Origin of the sequence: Flavobacterium cryophilum (assembly GCF_048286555.1) — a bacterium.
Classification (GTDB): domain Bacteria; phylum Bacteroidota; class Bacteroidia; order Flavobacteriales; family Flavobacteriaceae; genus Flavobacterium.
In genome coordinates, this window is sequence record NZ_JBLVPZ010000014.1 from 67,483 (window position 1) to 89,037 (window position 21,555).

Below are 21,555 nucleotides of genomic sequence, written 5' to 3' on the forward strand. Positions count from 1 at the left end.
CTGTCCTTCATTTTGCTTCAACAGCTGGTGCTGGTGGTGCAGGAGCTGCTCCTACAGCTGGCATTTTTAATTCAGCAAGTTTAGCTTTAATAGCAACGCCTGGTTTTGTTTTCTTTAATGACTCTTCTAAACCGTTGTATAATTTTTCAGATTTTCCAACATCAGCAGTTGGATCATTTAACATTCCTTGAATAATCAAGGCAGAAATGAATGCTTTAGGATGTGTTTCAGCGTAACTTACGTATTTAGCTTTTGAAGCTACACCAACTTCTTCTTGAATTTTAGAAAATTCTTGCATCAACTTATTGATAACCACTGTGTCTTTGGTTTGTTGAGCAGTTTCCATAGTTTTCATGTTCTTACTTTGGAAATCCATAAGTTTCTTTTGAACTTTTGTGATTTCTTCATTGAAAGTTACATACTCGTCATTATTATAAGTTCCAGAAACTTTAGATTTTTGGATACTGTCTTTGTTGATTGCGATGGTTACTTCTCCATTTTCTAATATGAAAGGGATTTTAGCTTGTGCTCCTTCTAATTGAAGCGTGTAGAAAGCAGGCTCTGTAATAGTTCCTTTCATTTCAAACTTACCATTTTCAACTTTTACAGTATCTTTTGGTAACATCATTCCGGTTGCATCTTGTGTTTCCAAGATAATAGTTTTACCATTGTCAATTCCTGTTGCAGTTCCAGAAATGATGTATTCATCTTTGCCAACTTTGCTACAAGAAATTAAAACAACAGCAGCCGAAAGTAATAAAATTATTTTTTTCATTATTAATTAGTTAAGTTAAGGATGCAAAAGTATTTAAAAAATATAAAATACAATTTATTTTGCAACCTAAATTTTTGTTATAATTTTTCATTCTTAATCAGAATGTATGATGTTTTTTATTTGTGGAGGTTTTAAACAATAAAAAATCGCTTTTTAATTTGAGTTTAAGTGTTGTAATTATTTGATTAAAAAGTAGTTACTGAATAATTGTAAAATATAAAAGCACCCTCATAAAGGATGCTTTTGTATTTTTTTAATTTTGTAAAAAAACTAGTCTTGGTTGATTGTTTTTCTCCAAGTAAAAGAATTTAGGATATGTCGTTTCGCAAATCTTCCAGGAGAATCAGCATTTACCATTTTTACATATGTTGCTTTGGGCACACTGATGTATTCATATACACTACCATTCGAAAAATTGATAATCAATCTGCCTTCAACAAATTTATAATCTGTAATAGTAGAAGTTGAGATCGTTTCAGTATATTCTGGTAGATTTTGTTTAATTGTTTCAGGATTGATGCTTACCAAGAAATGATATGCTTCAATGATTTTTTTACTATTTTCTTCTGCAGCTTTCAATCCAGCTTCATCGCCCTGAAATTTGTCAGGATGCGCTTCTTTCATAGCGTTGCGATAAATCGTTTTCAAATCTTTTAGCTCTGCAGTTTTCTCTACATTTAGCAGTTTGCGGTATTCAACTATTTTTTTCATAAATAAGGTAACTACTTGTCTTTTACTATTAAATCAATATAATTTGATTTCAAAATCGACAAATTTTTTGCAAAGGTACACTTTTTTTTAAATTTTTAGTTTGTGACAAAAAAATATTCAAAAAAAAAAGAATTTTAATTCTCTTTTTTTTTCTTAAAAAAAGTAAATCGAAAAAATATTATTGTTGTGGTTTATTATTGGCTTTGTCAAAGTTTTTTGATTTTTTTGGATATTTGTTATAACTAATATCGCTTGGGTTTTCAATTATTGATTTTATTGTTATCCAATCACCAACAGTATGTTTGTAGGCCATTTTATAGTCTAAAAGATATTCACCACAAAAAAAGTTGTTGTTCTCGTCTTTTTCCATAATTCCAGTGTACACACCTTTTTGTAACATTTTTTCTTCAGAAGCTTTGGTCATAATCAATTTATTTAAAATAATTCTAGTTGGCAAAGTTAATCAAATATTACTTGTCTTGTTCTTTTTTAGACTTTCTGATTACCTTTGTTTAATGGAAAAAATATTTCGTCCTAACCCTAATTCCTTCAAAAATACGTTTTGTGTCTTTCATGAAGTGTCTTTGGAAAGCATACAAGGATTAGAACTGCAATACGACAGTAAATCAGGAAGTAAATATTATTATACTAAAGTAGGGATGTACCGCTTATCAAATCACTGGGGACGATTGGCTAACAGTAAATGGCGCTTAGAGCCACTTGAACCGGCAGTAGATTCTAAAATAAAATTGGGTTTTTCACTTTGGACTAATTTCTATGCTGATAATGCTCTTGATGAATTGTATTATTTAGAGGTGAATTACCCAAAGAAAACGGTTAATTATCAACATAAAAAGAATCCAAATTATGATAAAAAGGCCTTATTGCGAACTAGTTTTGAAACCGCAAAAAAAATTAAGCAAATCCGTAATTTATTTGCTCTGACTTCGTGGGCTAAGTATTTTGATTATGATGAAGTGGATATTTTGAGAGAAAAAATCATTAATGAATTAATCTTTACCAATAAATCATTGGAAGATATAAAAAGAGAATTGAAATAGATTTAGAATGAGTTACTCAAAACTTTATCTTTTAATCATTCGAAGCAATCAGTATTAAATCATTTACAGTGACAGGTTTAGATAAATAACCCAAGATGTCTGAATACGTTTTTGATTTATTTTTATCCTCGGCAGCAATAGACGAACTTACAATATATACAATGATGTCTTTTTTGAATTTAGATTTTATCAAGCTCATCTTTTCCATAAATTCCCAACCATCCATAACGGGCATATTAATATCCAACAGGATTATGTCAGGAAGTATTTGGGAATCGTCCCGTGTATTATTTACGGCATCCTGTAATGTATCGATTGCTTCTTTTCCATTTTTGAAAGAAGTAATGGTTGAAAACATTTCAGATCGTTCAATAATCTTATTGATGATGATCTGATAAATCGCATCATCATCAATTACCCAGATTGCTTTTTCTGTCATTGAATATAGATTTTGAAGGTAGTTCCTACGTTGGGTTCGCTTTCTACTGTAATATTACCGCCCATGGCATCAATTTGATTTTTTGTAATAAATAATCCAATTCCTTTGGAATCAACATTGTTAGTGAATGTTTTATACATACCAAAAATTTTATCAGCATTCTTAACAAGGTCAATCCCAACACCATTGTCTGAAATTTGAAGAATTTTGTTCTCGTCATCATTTATCCATTTAATGATGATAATGGGTTTGCGATCAGGATGACAATATCTAATTGAGTTTGAGATTATATTATAAAGAATACTCTCCAAATAGGCTGGATTATAATTTACCATCACATCATCAGGCATGATCGTAGTAATAGAAACCTCTTTTGAGTTTATTTGTTCAGAAAGGACTTTTTGAACGGTTTCTAAGTACAGTTGTAGGTTTAATGATTCTGAAACCAGGCCGATATTGTTTCTTATATTTATGACTTCATTTAAGTGAACCATTGTTTCATTTAAGGAATTCGAAACCGATTTTAATAACTGTATCATTTCATTTTTTTCCTCCTCAGATTCAGAAGATTCTATTAAAGCCATAATAGATGCAATGTTACTGGTGTGAGATCTTAGATTGTGTGAGACTATGTATGAAAAGTTAAGCAGTCTTTTGTTTTGCTCGGTCACTAAGTTGAAGGAATCATTTAAATCTTTCTCGGCTTCTTTAGTTGTTGTAATATCAATCATTATACCCCGTAAACTTACCGCTTGGTCGTCTTCGCAAATTACATTTACTATATCTCTTAACCAAACAACTGCTCCATTCTTAGCAATCATTCGATATTCAAAATCATGATTTAAATTTTCTTTAGTTTTTAAAATACAATAATCTATTGTCCATTGTCTGTCTTCGGGGTGAATATGATCTGCCCAAAAAGTTTTACTGCTTAGCCATTCGTCGGCGGTGTATCCTAATATTTTTTCTGTTTTTTGACTTATAAAATTAAAAGCAAAGGTTTTAGCGTCACATTCCCAAACGATTCCATCAATAGTATTAATTAAAGATTCGATTCTTTGTTGTGATTTACGAATTACGTTTTCGGATAATTTTCGGTCCGTAATGTCTTCAGTGGAAACAATGACTCTTTCCATTGATTTTTCATATCCCTGAATTACATTCCATCTTAAATTTATATGTCGATATTCACCTGCTTTATTTTTTATTTTAGTGTCGACAATTAATTGATTTTCGCCTTGAGTTATTGCAATTAATTGTTTTGTAAAATCTGGAATTGAACCCATATCGATGACTTGCGCAAGCGTGGAGATTAATTCAGCTTTAGTTTCAACTTTATGTAGATGTAAGCACGCCGTATTAACATCAATAATTTTCACTAAATCAATACATTGATAAACCACATCGGGATGCATTTTTAAATAAAGAGAAACGGTTTCTTGTGTTTCATTGATGAGATTTAATTTTTGAAGATAACTTTTAACTTTAGAAAAATCTTCTTCCCACAAAGGAATTGGGGAATCTTCAAATATACTTTTGAATCGGGTTTCACTTTTTTTGATTAAGTTCTCCGCTTCTTTTTTTAATGAAATATCTTCAACAATAGAGATGTGGGTTGTCACTTTTTTGTCTGTTTTAAAGAGTGGTGAAACCGTAAGATTTGTCCAAACAATATCTCCAGATTTCGTAAAGTATCGTTTTTCCATCGAATACTCTTTGATTTTTCCATTCCGGAGTTTTTTTAAATTTATTAGATCTTCTTCTAAATCTTCTGGGTGCGTTATCGATTGGAATTTTCGCTCTTTCATTTCTTGTTGCGAATACCCTAATAATTTACAATATTGATTATTGATCTCAATAAAATTTCCTGTAAATGAATCAATATGTGCTATCCCAACAGCTGCCTGATCAAAAATTGCCTCAAACTTTATTTCAGAATTAAAAAGCTTTGTAGCTTGAATATTTACCAAAGACTGCAGTTCCTCGGGAATTTTTAATAAGGTATAAATTAAAACTCCAAAAAGTGCGGCCAGAATCAAACCTATAATTCCAGGAATAAGAATCTGTGCGTAAAAATAATTTTGATGTTTAGATATTAGATATAATTTCCAATCTCCATCAGGAGGTGTTGTTGAAATATAATATTTTTTAGAAAAATCACTTTTATTGGGCAGGTAAAAAATCTCTTTTTTGGTAATTGTATTTTCTTTTGAAAACTGAAAATAATATTTTGAATCATCAACAGTATTGATTCCTGAAGCTTTTAATAAAGTATCTAATTTAATAATAACAGCTGAAAATCCCCAAAATTTATTGTTTCGAAAAATAGGAAATCGTCCCACAATTCCCATTCCGCCTTGCTTTAGTTTTAAAGGACCGGCAAAATACATTTTTTGAGAATCGAGGGACTTTAATGCTTCTTTTTTAAGGTAAGGAGAAGTTAAAATATTTAAATCGAGCGCTGCTTCATTTCCCTTCAAAGGATAAATATACTTTATAATTCCATTTGGAACCAATTGTACGGCACTGATGCTAGTGTTTGATTCTATTAGCTTTTCACCTACGTAATCAAAATTTTCAGGAACACCTCTGTCGTTAATGGTTAGTGCTAATGTTAATGTCGTTGTGTAGCAATTTTTAAGCGATTGCTCTAAATTTTGATTGACAATTCGAAGTGTATTATTCATTTCTCGTTGTTCATCTTCCTTTATAAGCTGATATTGCTGTGAGACGATAAATCCTGCAATGTAACTAAGGAATAAGAAAGTGATAAAACCCGTTGTTTTTGGTTTGCTTAAAAACCAATTGATAAATTTAGGGTGTTTTTTATTGTCCATTTGTAATGTTTGGAAGCATCGAGAAAGCTCAATTTTTTATTAAATAAATGTAAATAAAAATAATACAAAAGCATAATTTTTATTATTACAGTTAAATAATTAGTTTTTAGCCTGTTGAAATATTTTATGTAGGTAATCAATATTTATTGTAACCACATAATTTATATAAAAACTAAAATTTGAGAAGTAAAGTATGATGCAGCGTTAAAATTAATGAAAGTAAGCAGGATATATCCGAAGGAGAATTAAAGCTTCTAATTTGTAAAATGTTACATGCTCCGATAAAAAAACAATTTGAATTACAATAAATAATCCGAACTTTGCCGCAGTTTTCGGACTGTTTTGTTAATTTGATAATTTAATAAAAAATAATATGGGTAGAAATAATGAAAGGAATATAAAAAAACACAACGACAAGTTGCATAAAGCGCAGGACAAAGTAAAACAAGCAGAAATGCTGCGTAAAGAAAAACTAAAACAAATTGCCAAAAAGTTTAACGAGGGTAAGGATATAGAAAACAATTAAAGATGGAAAACAATAAATTTACGGATCTAAAAAAAGGTGTTCAGGAAATAATTGATTTGATTGCCAGCAAAAACAACAAAGAAGCTAATAATAAATTAGTTGAAGTCAGCGAAGGTTTAGATGAATTGCTAGACTTTGCAGAAGAAGATGAAGATCTTATCGAAATCAGCAAGTATCAAGTATTGTTGAATCAATTGCAGCAGAAAATTATTGCACTAAACGGACAGTCATAACGTTGTGCATTTAATATTTTAAATATAAAATGACAAAAATAAGATGCCATTGTAGTTCTCAAAAAAACTTTAATGAATGTTGTGAACCTATTATTAGTGGAATTGAAAAAGCAACAACAGCTTTAGAATTAATGCGTTCCCGTTACTCGGCTTATGCAACTTATGCCGCTGAATACTTATTGGATACTACGCATATTTCAGAGCGACAATATCATACAAAGTGTGAAATTTTAAAATGGGCCACTTCAAATCAATGGCTTCAATTAGAAATTATAAAGGCCACTGAGAATACCGTGGAATTCAAAGCGTATTTTTTGGACATTGAAGGACAGAAACAAATTCACCACGAATTTTCTACTTTCATACTCGAAAACGGAAGTTGGTTTTATGTCGGCGGTAATTTTTTTGATTAGATTTCCTGACTAAAAAATGCAGCATAATCGGGTCTTTATGTTTTAACTAAATATTAGTAAACGTTTGTCTAGACTACATTTTAAAATGATGTAATTTTAAAGTCTATGAAAAATGACAATAAAAAAGGATTTTATTTCAAGCAATACGAAGCTCCATTTCAATCTCCGTTTGATAAGCTCTTTGGTATTTTCAAAGAATTAATTACACATACTTCAGGAGATTTTGATGAAGCCATAGACTGGTTGCGGGAATTAGACAAAGAATATAAACTCACCGATGAGCATTATACCATCGATGATTTTATAGAAGATTTAAAGAAAAAAGGGTACATCCGCGATGAACTCAAAGAAGATGGAAGTTCTGGAACTGGCATTACAGCCAAAACTGAACGGGCCATTCGGCAACAAGCGTTGGACAACATTTTCGGTAACTTAAAACGGTCGGGAAGTGGGAATCACAAAACAAAACATTCCGGCAACGGAGATGAACACACCGGCGAATTTCGGGAATTTCATTTTGGAGATGGTTTGGAACGAATTTCGTTGACAGAAAGCTTGCGTAATGCTCAAATCAACAATGGAATAGCGGATTTTATGTTGACCGAAAATGATTTGGTTGTCGAAGAAACGCAGTACAAATCTCAAATGAGTACTGTTTTGATGATTGATATTAGTCACAGTATGATTTTGTATGGTGAAGACAGAATCACTCCCGCTAAAAAAGTGGCGATGGCTCTTGCTGAATTGATTACGACTCGTTATCCTAAAGATACATTGGACATTTTGGTTTTTGGAAATGACGCTTGGACTATTGCCATAAAGGATTTACCGTATCTAAAAGTAGGACCCTTCCATACCAATACGGTTGCTGGTTTGCAATTAGCTATGGATTTACTCCGCCGAAAACGAAACACTAATAAACAAATTTTCATGATTACTGATGGAAAGCCAAGTTGTGTTCGCGAAAAAGACGGTTCGTATTATATGAACAGCAATGGACTCGATGAATATATTGTGGATAAATGCTACAGTCAGGCGCAACAAGCGCGCAAATTACACATTCCAATAACCACTTTTATGATTGCAAGCGATCCGTACTTACAACAATTTGTCAATCAATTTACCCAAGCCAATCAAGGAAAAGCGTTTTACACCGGCTTAAAAGGTCTGGGCGAAATGATTTTTCAAGATTATGAAACGAATCGTAAAAAGAGAATAAAATAAAAAAACTACAGAAAACAAATTAGAAGAAAGACAATTTAGACCCATGAAAATAGAAAATATAAATACACTCGGAGAATTAAAAAAATCAGGTTATGAAAGTAAAAGCATTAAAGATGAATTACGATCTAATCTTAGAGAAAAAATAAAATCAGGAAAACCGACTTTTGAAGGTGTTCATGGATTTGAAAATACTGTTATTCCAGAACTGGAACGCGCTATTTTGTCACGTCACAACATTAATTTATTAGGGCTTCGTGGTCAAGCCAAAACGAGACTGGCGCGTAAAATGATTGAATTACTGGACGAATACATTCCTTTTGTGACGGGTTCCGAAATTAATGATGATCCTTTGCAACCTATTTCGCGCTTTGCAAAAGACGTTATTGAAATTAATGGAGATCAAACCCCTATTTCGTGGTTGCACCGAAATGATCGTTTTTTTGAAAAATTAGCCACTCCAGATGTTACCGTTGCCGATTTAATAGGAGATGTCGATCCTATAAAAGCAGCAAATTTAAAGCTTTCATATGCAGATGATCGTGTAATACATTTTGGGATGATTCCTAGAGCAAATCGTTGTATTTTTGTAATCAATGAGTTACCGGATTTACAGGCCAGAATCCAAGTAGCCTTGTTTAATATTTTGCAGGAAGGCGACATACAGATTCGTGGTTTCAAACTGAGAATGCCTCTGGATATGCAATTTGTTTTCACTGCAAATCCAGAAGATTACACGAATCGAGGAAGTATAGTAACACCATTAAAAGACAGGATAGGTTCTCAAATCTTAACACATTACCCCGAAACGATTAAAATTGCTAGAACGATCACTGAGCAAGAAGCTAAACTTGATGGTATTCAAAGTGATATGGTTTATGTTCCTGCTCTAGCCAGAGATTTATTGGAGCAAATCAGTTTTGAAGCGCGTGAAAGCGAATATATTGACAACAAAAGTGGTGTTAGCGCCAGGTTGAGTATAACGGCCTTAGAAAATTTGTTAAGTACTGCCGAAAGGAGAGCATTAAAGTCTGGAGCCGATAAAACTACTTTACGTCTGTCCGATTTTATGGGAATTATTCCAGCTATTACCGGAAAAGTCGAATTGGTTTACGAGGGAGAGCAGGAGGGAGCTGCCGCTGTAGCACAACATTTATTGGGCGATGCCATCCATACTTTTTTCCCGGCTTATTTTCCTAAAATTGAAAAACTAGAAAAAGAAGATGTCAAAAATGCCTATACAGATATTATTGAGTGGTTTTTTGCCGAAAGTGGCTTTGAATTATTAGATGATTGTTCTGATGAAGAATACGAAAGGATTTTAGGAAGTATTGTTCCGCTTGAAATTTTAATCAAGAAATACCAACCACAATTGGAAAAAGAAGATAAATTTTTTATGAAAGAATTTATTCTTTGGGGATTAGTAGAATATAAAAAATTGAGTAAAGACCGCTTTTCCGAAGGTTATCAGTTCAAGGATATTTACGGAAGTTTTATAAGTAAATTATAATAAAAAGGGTTTAGATTTATTTCTAAACCCCTTTTTTTTGCATAGTATTGAGTAAAAAAAAAGAGTATAAAATAATTATTTTATTTCTGAGTAAGTCTCTACTGGTTTTTATTAGTTTACTTTGTATCGCTGGCAGTCTAAACAGTCAACAAAAATTAAACATGGAAAATAGCTTTGAAACTTTGATCGCTACTTATATTGAAAATAAAGTAGGCATATCTGAACATTTTTTAAGTGCCACTTTAGCTAATGATCTAAAACAAAATTTGATTGTGCTAAACGAGCAGAGTTTGTTAATGGATGCGGGAACAGGCAATTCAGAAGCTGTAGCGTACGACAGCTCGGTGCGCAGTGATTCGATTTATTGGTTGGATAAAAAGCATAATAATGAGTTCGAAAATGAATTTTTTGCTCAAATTGAAGCATTTATTATTTATTTGAACCAAACTTGTTATGCCGGAATAACTGGTTATGAATTCCATTATTCGTTGTATGAATCGGGGGATTTTTATCTAAAACATCTGGATCAGTTTAAAAATAATCCCAGCCGAAAATACTCTATGATCAGTTATCTGAATAGCAATTGGCACGAAAGTGACGGAGGAGAATTGCTGATCCATCAGACAAATAACAATCAGAAAATTGCTCCCACACAAGGAAAAACTGTTTTTTTCAAGAGTGACGAGTTAGTTCATGAAGTTTTGGTAACCCAAAAGACCAGAATGAGTATTACCGGGTGGTTAAAAAGTGATTAACCTTTAAAAAAGATATTTAGGAATAAAAAGTTGCTCAGTTTCCCTTTATTCGTTTTACTATTTTTTGAAGCAGTTGTTTTCCGTCTTTTTTGCTTTTTCTGACTTCAACTGCTTTTAATTCATTATTTTTTCCAATAAATTGATAACTGAAGGCAAACTGTGGATTTTTTGGATTGTCGTTCAACAGTCCAAAGCGCAAATCATTAAAGTATAACGATTCTTTTTTTTGAGCAATAATATACCAGCCTTCACTGGCTTTCTTTAGTTTTTCAAAATCCGAATTTCCTTTTAATTGCGATTCTAAGGTTTTATTTTTGCGGTAAGCAGTAAATGAGATAGGTTGAGTGTCAAAAAGAGAGTAGTTCCCTAAAAGGTAATTCTCAGAAGTATTTACGTTTACATTCCACAAAATAAGATTGAAAGCGGTAGGTTTTACGATAATCTCATAATACTGAATTCCTTGTTTTATTAATGCTTTTTCAAATTGCTGTAAGGCATATAATTTTATAAAACAAGACAAAAGCAAATAAGAACTACTGATAAATAATCCTCTCATTATGTATCTTTTGCGAAGTATAATATCTTTTGTTTTCCAGACCATAATTAATGCGATAACAAGTGGAATGGTATAGAGCGGGTCAATTACAAAGATTGTTTTTAGAGCAAACCGATCGTCTAAAGGCCACAAAATTTGTGTACCCCAAGAAGTAAACAGATCCAATAATACATGGGTAAACAAACACCAAAAAGCCATGAGAGTTGCCTGAAAAAAGTTAATTTTATCTTTTTCTGTTTTTGAAATAATCCAACCTAAAAAAGGCGATAAAAAAAGAAATAAAAAAAGAGAATGACTGACACCACGATGAATCAGGATTGCGTCTACAGGATTTAAAAAGAGTCCCACGACAACATCTAAATCGGGGATTGTGCCTAAAATTGCACCGTATAAAATTGTTTTATTTTTAAGTTTTTTGCCCGCACATACTTCAGCTATGGCAATTCCTAAAGCGATTTGAGTAAAAGAATCCATTTTACAAATGTAGCGGAAAGAAGGAGATATCTTGATGGCTTAATAATAATTTTTGTTATAGATTATATTTTCTTCATCGTGATTGAAAAAGAGTAATTCAAAAATAAAATAGTTTTGTAAAGGTTACAATTTTCGAATAATTTTTAAAATTTTAAAATTTAATAGTTGTTTTTATGTACGCATTAAAACAGAATATTCACATGTTTCCAAAACCTGTGTTTTTTTTGTGAAGAAAAAAACAGAAGCCTTTTGATTTTTTTCTTTTAAAAATCTACACTGTTCAAAAGAGATTTTAAAATAAATATATGTTATATTGTCCAATCATAAATAAACCCAGCCATGCATAAAATTCATACTATTGATTTACACTTTCAATCAGAAAAACATTCCATAGGCGCTTTTTTAATTGAAACTGAAAAAGGTCCGATACTTATCGAAACTGGACCTGAATCTACTTGGGAATACCTTGAAAAAGGAATTCAGAAAATAGGGTATGAAATAAAAGATATTCAACATGTGTTCCTTACTCACATTCATTTTGATCACGCTGGCGCAGCATGGAAATTTGCGCAAAATGGAGCTAAAATATACTTACACCCAATTGGAATTCCACATTTAGCTAATCCGGAGAAATTATACAATTCAGCCAAAATGATCTATGCAGATAAAATGGAGGTTCTTTGGGGAAAAATGGAATCCATATCCGATAAACAATTGATTGGTGTAGCGGATGGGGATGTTGTAAACGTTGGAGATGTTCAAATTAAAGTATGGTATACACCCGGTCATGCTGTGCATCATAATGCCTATCAAATTAATGACGTGATATTTACCGGTGATGTGGCTGGAGTAAAAATAGGTAATGGTCCTGTTGTACCGCCTTGTCCACCTCCTGATATTAATATTGAATTATGGAAACAATCCCTGAAAAAATTAAAAGATTTAAAGCCAAGAGCTTTATATTTAACACATTTTGATTTACATACAAATCCGGAAGAATTATTGTCAGCATTAGAAATAGTGCTTGACGACTGGGCAAATTTTATTGAACCTTTTTACGACAATCAAACACCACCTGAAATTATTGTACCTAAATTTATGGAGTATACCAGGAAACAGTTTTTGGACAAAAGCCTTGATCCTACAGAAATTCAAACTTATGAGTTCGCTAATCCGAGCTGGATGTCGGTCAATGGTTTATTGCGATATTGGAAATTGAAAGAACAAGGAAGAATTTAAGATTTGTATTATTTTGATATCTTTTATTCTCTTTTTCTACTACTAAAATGAGTTTTACAGGTTTTTTTTAGCTTTGAAAGCGATCGTTTTGATTGTAATCATTCGCTATTGCAAAAAAAAAGAGTGTCCGAAAATTACTTTTCAAACACCTTTTTTTTATTTTGCATAAACCTAATCTAGTCATCGCTTATTGACCGGAAATGAAGAATAGGCATAAGATATAAAAATAGGAAATATAGAATATCACTATTAATCTTAAACGATTAACTCATTTTCATGTCAGAATCCCAAACCGATTGTAAAGCCGGTAACCGGTGTTGCGAAACTCCCTTTTGCAGTAGCAGCTCCCGAAGCGGTATTTACTTCATACAATTTAGTAACCCCGCCGGAGGTGAGAACCGCAAAAGCAGTTCCAGTAGTACCACCAATATCAAATCCGGTAGCGGCATCAGCGTTAATGCCAAGGTTGCCTATTTCTACTAATGTTCCTGAGTTGGGTGGATTCTGTAGGTATAGTTTATCGTTGCTGATATCAATATCAAAAAGCATCGTTGCAACGGTACCAGTGAAATTATTAGTGTACGCGGCTGCAGAGATTCCTGTCGAGCTTGGGTTTAGTAGCCCATCGACCGTTACGGTACTAGTAATAGGATTTACACGAAGGTTTTGCCCTGTATTGCTGATAATACGAATGCGATCCACTAAAGGATTAAAATCAAAACCAAAATCGGTCCCTGACAAACTAGTGCTAAAAACTGAGCTTCCTACAGCAGTTGCTGCTCCTGTACTGGCATTGATGGTATATAAACGGCTTGTGCTTCCAAGTGCGTATAGCTGCCCGTTAAGTGGTCTGAAATCTATCCCTAAAACGGTCTCGCCTGAAGACATTCCGGTAATTGCTTTAGTTACAACTACTGCCGTGTTATAAGGATTAAAAATTAAAAGGTTATTCATGGCAGTAACAGCGTATGCAACCGTTTGGGTTGGAATAGCAATTCCGGTATAGTTCAATTTTTTCATGTATTTAGCAAGTACGACGGCATTACCAGTATTAAGGTCAACACTAAATAAAGTAGATTTGCCATTCACTTCAAAAATCCCTAATGCTACCTCTTGCTGATAGGATATATCAAAACCGCCTTCACCAACTATTTGTAACCCTAAGTCACCAACTAAAACAAGAGTTCCATTATTGGGAGGTAATTGTTTGTAAAGTTTTTGTGTGGCCACATCAATATCATATAAAGTAGTAGTGGCGGCTCCCGCGACATTGTTAGTGTAAGCAACTGCAGAAATCATTGCTCCCGTTACGCCGTTTATACTACCATCGGTGGCTGCTACAGCACCTGTCTCTGGATTGAGGCGCAAATTTTGTCCTGTGCTTGTTACCACCCGGATTCGATCAACAGTAGGATTAAAATCAAAGCCGGCTATACTCCCCGAAAGTGCAGGAGAAAAAGGCCCGGTGCCTATTGCCCGAGCTATACCCGTTTCAGGATTAATTACATACAATCGGCTGGTACTTCCCAAACCATAGAGCTGACCTGTAGCCGGACGAAAATCTATGGAAAGAATTTTTTCGTCTACCTGCAATCCTGAAATAAATGCAGAATTTAAAACCACTTCAGGATTAGCAGTTGAAATTTTGTCAATTTTTGACCCATCTGCTAAAGCATAGAAATCTATAACTGGTATTTCTATTTTCTTTTTTAAAGAGATGCCGGAATTATTATCCGTGTCTATTAGAGATTGATTGTCTTCGCACGAAGCAAAGAATAACAAAAACGCGGCACTTAAGCCAGTAATTTTTAAGGCGGAATTCTTTTTCATAATTATAAGATTTTAAGTTTAATAAATGATCGTATTATTAACCTTAAAATTACACATTTTTTGATAATTATCCCTGTATTTAAATATTTATTACACTGAACCACAGATAATTGTGTTTTTTATAGCAATGTAAAACTGAAAAGGCGTATCTGCAATTCGACTGCCTAATGATCACTTAAAAACCAAATAAATTGCCAGCACTAAGAAGCACATCACGAAAAGCAAAAAATTAAAATGTAAAAGTGCGTTGAACCAAAAGATAAGAGTTTCCTAAATCATTATAAAATATATGTAAAACGAGTACCTGCAATCAAAAGGTGTTTCGCAACTGGCTAGTATTTTTCAATAGATTTAATTTACTTCAGGCTGGTGGTTAGAAATTTAGTAACTCTAAGTTTTGGTTAAATTGCGAAGTATAACAAGAATCTTGAACTCAAAAAAGTATCAGTATCATTTTCAAAACGTATACATAAATAGTACCGTATTTATATTTTCCCATAAACGTTTAAAATATAGTTCCCGTTTAAAAAAGATTTTGAATCTATTTGACTTTGCAATACAACTCCGCGATGCGGGGTTTCGAGTAATAATTGTGCTGCTTGCGCCAAAGGAGCTGCAGTAGTTGTTTGTATGGCTCGCAATTGATGTTTTCCCACTTTTTGAGGAAGTATGCATTTTGCAATCTCTCGTCTGCGTAATATGCCTGTCGCATCTTTACCTTCAACTGCCGCGTACAAAATAATTTGGTCGTCTTCAATATGAGGAATTACAGCTTCCATTTTTTCTTGCAGGCTTACGATGGCATTGGGAGTATTGCCTAGATTATCCAATTGCTCCTGCACCCAGGTGTAATGCCCTTGATGACGCAAGGTTTTATAGTCGAGGGATCGCACTTTTCCCGATAAAGCATCCGGCAAATCAGCAGCGCCCCCTGAAGTAAGATCCTCTTCGTACGTGATTCCATCAATAATAATGTTTTTTCTTTCTGATAAAGATGGTAATGTCGTTTTTATAAAGTTTCTAAGTACAATGGTATCCTCCAGATATTCCGTAGCTACACCCACCGGACTCCAAGTAAAGCCATAATAATGTGGGGCAACAGCATGATTGGTCAAGGCTCCAACTTTAAATTCCAGTTTATCAACTTGATCTACGCCAAAATCTTTGCAAAACTGTTGAAAGAGTCCATTGGCGAGTAAATCGATGTAACCAGGAGCCAAACCAGTTTGAAGTACAAAACCAGTTTTGGCATCTTTTGCCAAAGCTATTATTTCTTGGGTTTCTGTCACGTACTCTGTTAGATTGGCGTAATGTAGGTTATAATCTTTAGCAAACTGTGCTATTCGTGGAGCTTGGCTACCCGGTAGACAGTCTAGAATGATATCACCTTGAAGAAAGATGGTCTTCATTTCATCCGATAGTCCTTCTTCAGCTAGATGAAAGTCTTCGATAGACCCATTTTTTGTTGTTCCTTCCTGAATCCAATGAACGACTTTTTTTGCCTTTGAATGAGTTCTGTCACCAATAAAAATAGTAGGAGTTACTGTACTCCATTCCATCAATAACAAACCAACAGCTTCGGCAATTCCCCCAGCTCCGGCAATAATAATAGTGTGGTGCTTTTTCATATTTTAAAGATACCATTTTTTATTGGTTAAGCTTTTGCATTAGGTAGTAATTTGATCATTTTGAAATGTTGGTTTCTCTGTCAAGGATAGCAACGAAAAGCCCGCAAAGGAGGAAGTCCTTTTATAAAACAAGTCCTAAAATAGCGACCGCAGGAAGCTCCTTTTAGGTCTTGTTTTATGGACTGATCCCTGCGGACTTGCAGTGGATAGCCAGCCCGGACAGTATAAAAAAAAATGTATCTGTTGAGGTACTTAATTTTTTTTTATCCAAAGTAAATGTATTCACATACAAAATATGACAATGCTCAATGGTTTAATTTACAAACTTCTATTTTTGAGATTCTCTCTTTTGGTAGTATCACTTTCAGATAATCGGATTCCAAAATCGAAAGTCTTTTGACATAACACATCAGAAATATAAAGAAGTTGATTTAGGATTTAAAGATAAACCGCCAATCTGGACAACATAATACAAAAACAAGTAAACGTATTTCAGAATCAGCAAAAAACTATCTTACTTTGTTGACTGTAGCTATTACTAATCTAATTACACAAGTTTTTGACAACCATTTTTAAAATCATTTTAATTCCTATCAATTACATAAGTAAAAACGGTATTGACCTAGACAATCATCGGCTTTTCTTCAAAGCCTCGATTAATTCTATTAAATCGACAACTCCATAAGTAGAGGAATAGTCTGATACGGCATACGGCAATATCAAGCTGTTGTTGTGAATAATGGATCCACATGAATATACTACATTTGGTACATAGCCTTCACGTTCATCTTCTAGGGGTGAAAGGAGGGGCTCTTTCAGTCGTCCAATTTCCTTGGAGGGATCATCAAGATCAAACAGCGAAGCACCGATGCAATATCGTCTCATGGCACCGACACCATGAGTAATAACTAACCAGCCTTCTTCGGTCCACAGTGGCGACCCACAATTTCCAATTTGCGTAAATTCCCATGTATAACGAGGTTCTTGAAGCAAAACTGGATTATTCCATTGTGTAGGCCTATCGGAATACATTAGGTAATTGTTAACGCCATCAATTCTAGACAACATAGCATACTTACCCTTAATCTTTCTAGGAAATAATGCCAAGTTTTTATTTTGTGCACCGGCTCCATACAAGGGCATGACCCGAAATGTATAAAAGTCTTCCGTTGAAATCAGTTTTGGAAGAATGACGTGACCATTATAAGCCGTATATGTAGCCATTACTTTACATGATTGATTGTCATCCACAAAACACACAAAGCGGGCATCTTCAATACCACGACTTTCAGAATCTGATATTGGAAATATAACACGTTCGGTAATATCGGAATCGTGTTTAAATTGCAAATCATAAAATGAATCCGCCAACCACATCACTTCTTCAAGCGCTGTTCTCCTTTCTTGCCGAATCTTTGGGTCGCTTAATGCGTTATTAACCAGAATTTTTAATACCGAATATTCAAATTCAGCCGGTAGATCTTGCATAATGCGGGTTGAATACTTATCAGAAGTGTGCATTTCAGCTAATTTCATCAAAAATCGTTCTTTGTTATACAAGGTTTTATGTACAACCTCTGCTTTATCAATGTTACTACCAATTTTCATTACCTTAAGGTTATTATTATTGTCCAATATTCCTCTTCTAAAAACAATGGATGAAATATGACCTTCGCCGGTAGCACGGAAAGAAATAATCACACGCTTCTCTCCCTTTTCGAGATCAGACTGATCGAAATCTTCCACAATGGATGGATTAAAAATGGCGGCAGATTCTATCGAGTACTCCATTGTACAATAGGAACCAATAAGCATTTTTCGTTCCTGAGATAGGCCTTCGTAGTTAATTTGCATCCCTTCAATTACGTTTCTAATTTTTTCGCAATGCTTAAAAAATGTACTAGAAATGTTTCGATGCCTTCTGGCAAATTCACGAAGTGTATGTTCCAAGGTGTTAATTACTTGCTTTTCATCCAAAATCATTATACGACTCACCATATTTTGGGTGCGTTGATCACCATTTATGAAGTATCTGGCAACAACTCTTCTGGAATCAGGTGTAAATGTTATATTTTTTCGGATTACTGGAACTCGCATAGCTTTATTTTTAAATTATAATAAAATTAAGTGCACTTTTTTATATAATGATAAAAAGTCGTTTATGGTATGTTACCCATAGCTCGCTGATGTTTTAGATGAACTTACAAGGGTATATGTTTGAAATCCATTCTTGTTCCCAGTTACTTCTATATCTAACTTACCTATTTTTGATACAGAAGCCAATTGGTTGATGAAGAAGATTTATTGGATACTTAACGAATAAAAATCTATTTTTTATTCTAAAACCATTTTATTGATGGTTTAATGACGGACCGCTTTAGGTAATTGTGACTTTTAGAAGTTGAAACTACAGTAAAGTGACTATTTCAAAATTACAACAATTATAATAAAATAAGTGTTAATATTTGGTTTACAGTATAAATGCTTTTTTATGGACCTGACGTTCGATAGGATCGAATTTTAAGTTTTGATTTCCGTCGGCACTTTACTTTAATTTTAAAAACTTAAAGTTAATTTATCAGTAACCTAGAGCTTTTAATTTTTTAAAAACGTTGCTTAGTTTTGAGGATTAATAATTTAAGTTTTAATAATTTAATAAATATAGTTATAAACAGAGCATCCAAAACTTATGAATTATCTTTTTTTTTGTAGAGAAGAAGAGACCTATTTTTTCTTATTGTACGCTAATTTTGCCGTATTCTGGACATTATTTATAAAATTAGATTACAATTTTATTTTTGTGATTTATAAGAAACATACTATTAGGTCTGTAAATGAAGTGATGATCGATGGTTTATTAGGTCATACTTTTTTTTGAAAATCGTTATTTCTGACGAGATAATAAAAAAAAACCTCGAAAGTTTTTACTTTCGAGGCTTAATGAATACTAGGATCCTTCTCAATATTTTATAGGACTAGTGTAAATATTAAATGTTATTTAGCCGACATTACTTTTTTCATACTACTTCCTCTGTCAGTAGTCAGTTTCACAATGTAAACCTGCTCCTGTCCTTTGTATGTATGAAGGTGTAGCGTGATTTCTTTGTTTAAATAAGCATTAGTCTCAGTTTTAGAAAGCACCATAACCCCTTGTACATTAAAGACTTCTATGTTTACATCAGAAGTGTAATCAAAATCATATCTGATTGTAAGAACATCTTTGAAAGGAACAGGATAAGCTGTAAAATCAGCGGTTGTGGTTTTTGTACTTACTGTTCTAGCATTTGGATCACTTGGGTTATATATAGTAACGGTGCCATTGATTTGACAGTTATTAACATCTTTCACCACCCATTTAAATTCTCCAGCGGATAAGTTGCCGAAGATATTGGATGTTTGGTAAGAAATTCCATTATCAATAGAATACATCAAGTTACCTGTTCCGCCAGTGGCGTTCAAAGTAATTGAGCCATCTCTTAATGCATCACAACAGGAAGGACTTACTGTCGCTACTGATACCGCGATTAACGCTGGATTTAGTAAAGTAACAGTTCCTCTCAAGATACAGTTATTGGCATCTTTTACTACCCATTTGAACTCTCCAGCGGCTAAACCGTTAAAGACATTAGATGTTTGATAATTTAATCCGTCATCTTTAGAGTACATCAATACTCCCGTTCCTCCTGTTGCTGTAATTGTGACAGAACCATCGGCTCCGAAATTACATTTAGGATTTACTTGTGTGGTTGATGCAACTATCATTAGTGGATTGATCAAATTTACCATTCCTCTTAATACACAGCCGTTGGCCTCTTTTACCGCGTAACTGTATTGTCCAGCAACCAGTGCATTAAACACATTAGATGTTTGGTAAGAAACTCCATTATTCATTGAGAACATTAATGGAGCATTACCTCCTGTTGAGTTCAAAGTGAATGAACCATCGTTTCCACCATTACATTTAGGATTCACAAGAGTTGCTGATACGATTACAGCTGGCGGAGTGGTTAAGATAAACGTGCCTTTCAATAAGCAATCATTAGCATCTTTTACTCTCCATTTATATTCTCCTGCTGCAAGTCCTGTAAATACATTGGAAGCTTGATAAGTCACTCCTTGATTGATAGAATACATCAGTGTACCAGTTCCTCCTGAAGCAGTAATAGTGATTGAACCATCGGTTCCACCATTACAGATAGGATTAACTAAAACTGCTGATGCTACTAACAACGGTGGATTGATTAATGTAACCGTGCCGCCTGTAAAGATACAATTATTAGCATCTCTTACCACCCAAGTGTATGTACCAGCTGTAAGACCTGTATATACTTTTGGAGAGGTTTGTGCTACGAAGCCACCACCATTGAAATTCACCATGTAAGGGCTTGTTCCGCCGCTAATGGATAGAGTAATTGAACCATCTGGTTCATTACAACATCTAGGATTTGCTGGTGTTGCTGAAGCTACAATCGCTGATGGGATCGTGATGGTCACTGTTCCTGTTTTAATACAACCGTTAGCATCTTTTACGCTCCAAGTATACGTACCAGCGGTAAGTCCGGTGAATACTCCCGAAGCCACGTAAGTAGCACCGTTATTACTTGAATACATCAATGTGCCTGTTCCTCCTGTTGCTGTAAGGGTAAAGCCGGTATTGGCTGTGCCAAAGCAAAGTGGATTATTGGCAACGGCAGATGCAGTAATATCAACAGGGATTGTGATAGTCACTGTTCCTGTTTTAATACAACCATTAGCATCTTTTACGCTCCAAGTATACGTACCAGCGGTAAGTCCGGTGAATACTCCCGAAGCCACGTAAGTAGCACCGTTATTACTTGAATACATCAATGCGCCTGTTCCTCCTGTTGCAGTAATGGTAAAGCCGGTATTGGCAGCACCAAAGCAAAGTGGGTTATTGGCAACGGCAGATGCAGTAATATCAACAGGGATTGTGATAGTCACTGTTCCTGTTTTAATACAACCGTTAGCATCTTTTACGCTCCAAGTATACGTACCTGCGGTAAGTCCGGTGAATACTCCCGAAGCTACATAAGTAGACCCGTTGTTACTTGAATACATCAATGTGCCTGTTCCTCCTGTTGCAGTGATGGTAAAGCCAGTATTGGCTGTGCCAAAGCAAAGTGGATTATTGGCAACGGCAGATGCGGTGATAGTAGTAGGGATAGTGATAGTCACTGTTCCTGTTTTCTCACAACCGTTGGCATCTTTCACTCTCCAAGTATACGTACCAGCGGTAAGACCGGTGAATACTCCTGAAGCCACATAAGTCGCTCCATTGTCACTTGAAAACATCATTGTTCCTGTTCCTCCAGTTGCTGTAATGGTA

The 21,555-nt window shown here is 34.1% G+C and carries 18 protein-coding genes; 8 read left to right on the forward strand and 10 right to left on the reverse strand.

The features are described from left to right. Positions 1-7: 7 nt before the first annotated feature. The 3 genes from ACNQGJ_RS16030 to ACNQGJ_RS16040 form a co-directional block, all read right to left on the reverse strand. Positions 8-775, reverse strand: coding sequence for a DUF4369 domain-containing protein (locus ACNQGJ_RS16030; RefSeq protein WP_417974797.1), 768 nt, complete (start codon positions 773-775; stop codon positions 8-10). 270 nt (positions 776-1,045) lie between these two features. Beyond that, on the reverse strand, positions 1,046-1,486 hold the full coding sequence (locus tag ACNQGJ_RS16035) for a KTSC domain-containing protein (protein ID WP_417974799.1): 441 nt from the start codon (positions 1,484-1,486) through the stop codon (positions 1,046-1,048). A 178-nt stretch (positions 1,487-1,664) separates the two neighbouring features. Continuing rightward, a complete protein-coding gene (locus ACNQGJ_RS16040) occupies positions 1,665-1,910 on the reverse strand; it encodes a hypothetical protein (RefSeq protein ID WP_417974801.1) in 246 nt (81 codons plus the stop codon). 91 nt (positions 1,911-2,001) lie between these two features. Between ACNQGJ_RS16040 and ACNQGJ_RS16045 the strand changes: the two genes are divergently transcribed. Continuing rightward, positions 2,002-2,547, forward strand: a complete 546-nt coding sequence (locus ACNQGJ_RS16045) for a hypothetical protein (RefSeq protein ID WP_417974803.1) — start codon at positions 2,002-2,004, stop codon at positions 2,545-2,547. Between the two features lie 31 nt (positions 2,548-2,578). Here the strand turns inward: ACNQGJ_RS16045 and ACNQGJ_RS16050 are convergent, their stop codons facing one another. Together ACNQGJ_RS16050 and ACNQGJ_RS16055 are read right to left on the reverse strand one after the other, a co-directional pair. Next, a complete protein-coding gene (locus ACNQGJ_RS16050; protein WP_417974805.1) occupies positions 2,579-2,986 on the reverse strand; it encodes a response regulator in 408 nt (135 codons plus the stop codon). After that, on the reverse strand, positions 2,983-5,823 hold the full coding sequence (locus ACNQGJ_RS16055) for a PAS domain S-box protein (RefSeq protein WP_417974807.1): 2,841 nt from the start codon (positions 5,821-5,823) through the stop codon (positions 2,983-2,985). The genes ACNQGJ_RS16050 and ACNQGJ_RS16055 overlap by 4 nt, the downstream gene beginning before the upstream one ends. 373 nt (positions 5,824-6,196) lie before the next feature. Here ACNQGJ_RS16055 and ACNQGJ_RS16060 point away from each other — a divergent pair, with 373 nt between their 5' ends. The 6 genes from ACNQGJ_RS16060 to ACNQGJ_RS16085 all read left to right on the forward strand — a co-directional run bounded on the left by ACNQGJ_RS16060 (position 6,197) and on the right by ACNQGJ_RS16085 (position 10,481). Beyond that, positions 6,197-6,349: a hypothetical protein gene (locus tag ACNQGJ_RS16060; RefSeq protein ID WP_417974809.1), complete on the forward strand. Its 153-nt coding sequence runs from the start codon at positions 6,197-6,199 to the stop codon at positions 6,347-6,349. 2 nt (positions 6,350-6,351) lie between these two features. Next, positions 6,352-6,582, forward strand: coding sequence for a hypothetical protein (locus ACNQGJ_RS16065; RefSeq protein WP_417974812.1), 231 nt, complete (start codon positions 6,352-6,354; stop codon positions 6,580-6,582). Positions 6,583-6,611: 29 nt separating this feature from the next. Further along, positions 6,612-6,995: a YchJ family protein gene (locus ACNQGJ_RS16070; protein ID WP_417974814.1), complete on the forward strand. Its 384-nt coding sequence runs from the start codon at positions 6,612-6,614 to the stop codon at positions 6,993-6,995. Between the two features lie 105 nt (positions 6,996-7,100). Next, complete coding sequence (locus ACNQGJ_RS16075; protein ID WP_417974817.1) at positions 7,101-8,219, forward strand: vWA domain-containing protein; 1,119 nt, start codon at positions 7,101-7,103, stop codon at positions 8,217-8,219. 43 nt (positions 8,220-8,262) lie between these two features. Further along, the gene (locus tag ACNQGJ_RS16080) at positions 8,263-9,726 is read left to right on the forward strand and encodes an AAA family ATPase (RefSeq protein WP_417974819.1); all 1,464 of its coding nucleotides are present in this window, start codon (positions 8,263-8,265) and stop codon (positions 9,724-9,726) included. A gap of 161 nt (positions 9,727-9,887) precedes the next feature. Beyond that, positions 9,888-10,481 (forward strand): 2OG-Fe(II) oxygenase, encoded by a 594-nt coding sequence (locus tag ACNQGJ_RS16085; RefSeq protein WP_417974821.1) that lies wholly within the window; start codon positions 9,888-9,890, stop codon positions 10,479-10,481. A gap of 34 nt (positions 10,482-10,515) precedes the next feature. On the opposite strand, the gene ACNQGJ_RS16090 is transcribed toward ACNQGJ_RS16085, so the two are convergent. Next, a complete protein-coding gene (locus ACNQGJ_RS16090) occupies positions 10,516-11,511 on the reverse strand; it encodes a metal-dependent hydrolase (RefSeq protein WP_417974823.1) in 996 nt (331 codons plus the stop codon). A gap of 339 nt (positions 11,512-11,850) precedes the next feature. Here ACNQGJ_RS16090 and ACNQGJ_RS16095 point away from each other — a divergent pair, with 339 nt between their 5' ends. Next, on the forward strand, positions 11,851-12,750 hold the full coding sequence (locus ACNQGJ_RS16095; RefSeq protein ID WP_417974825.1) for an MBL fold metallo-hydrolase: 900 nt from the start codon (positions 11,851-11,853) through the stop codon (positions 12,748-12,750). Positions 12,751-13,029: 279 nt separating this feature from the next. Here ACNQGJ_RS16095 and ACNQGJ_RS16100 read toward each other — a convergent pair whose 3' ends face one another. The 4 genes from ACNQGJ_RS16100 to ACNQGJ_RS16115 form a co-directional block, all read right to left on the reverse strand. Then, positions 13,030-14,580, reverse strand: a complete 1,551-nt coding sequence (locus ACNQGJ_RS16100) for a DUF4394 domain-containing protein (RefSeq protein WP_417974827.1) — start codon at positions 14,578-14,580, stop codon at positions 13,030-13,032. Positions 14,581-15,065: 485 nt separating this feature from the next. After that, complete coding sequence (locus tag ACNQGJ_RS16105) at positions 15,066-16,208, reverse strand: saccharopine dehydrogenase family protein (protein WP_417974829.1); 1,143 nt, start codon at positions 16,206-16,208, stop codon at positions 15,066-15,068. A 630-nt stretch (positions 16,209-16,838) separates the two neighbouring features. Then, positions 16,839-18,305 (reverse strand): glycoside hydrolase family 130 protein, encoded by a 1,467-nt coding sequence (locus ACNQGJ_RS16110; protein WP_417974831.1) that lies wholly within the window; start codon positions 18,303-18,305, stop codon positions 16,839-16,841. A gap of 897 nt (positions 18,306-19,202) precedes the next feature. Further along, positions 19,203-21,555, reverse strand: a 2,353-nt coding sequence (locus ACNQGJ_RS16115; protein ID WP_417980389.1) for a T9SS type A sorting domain-containing protein, incomplete at its 5' end; no start/stop codon positions are given.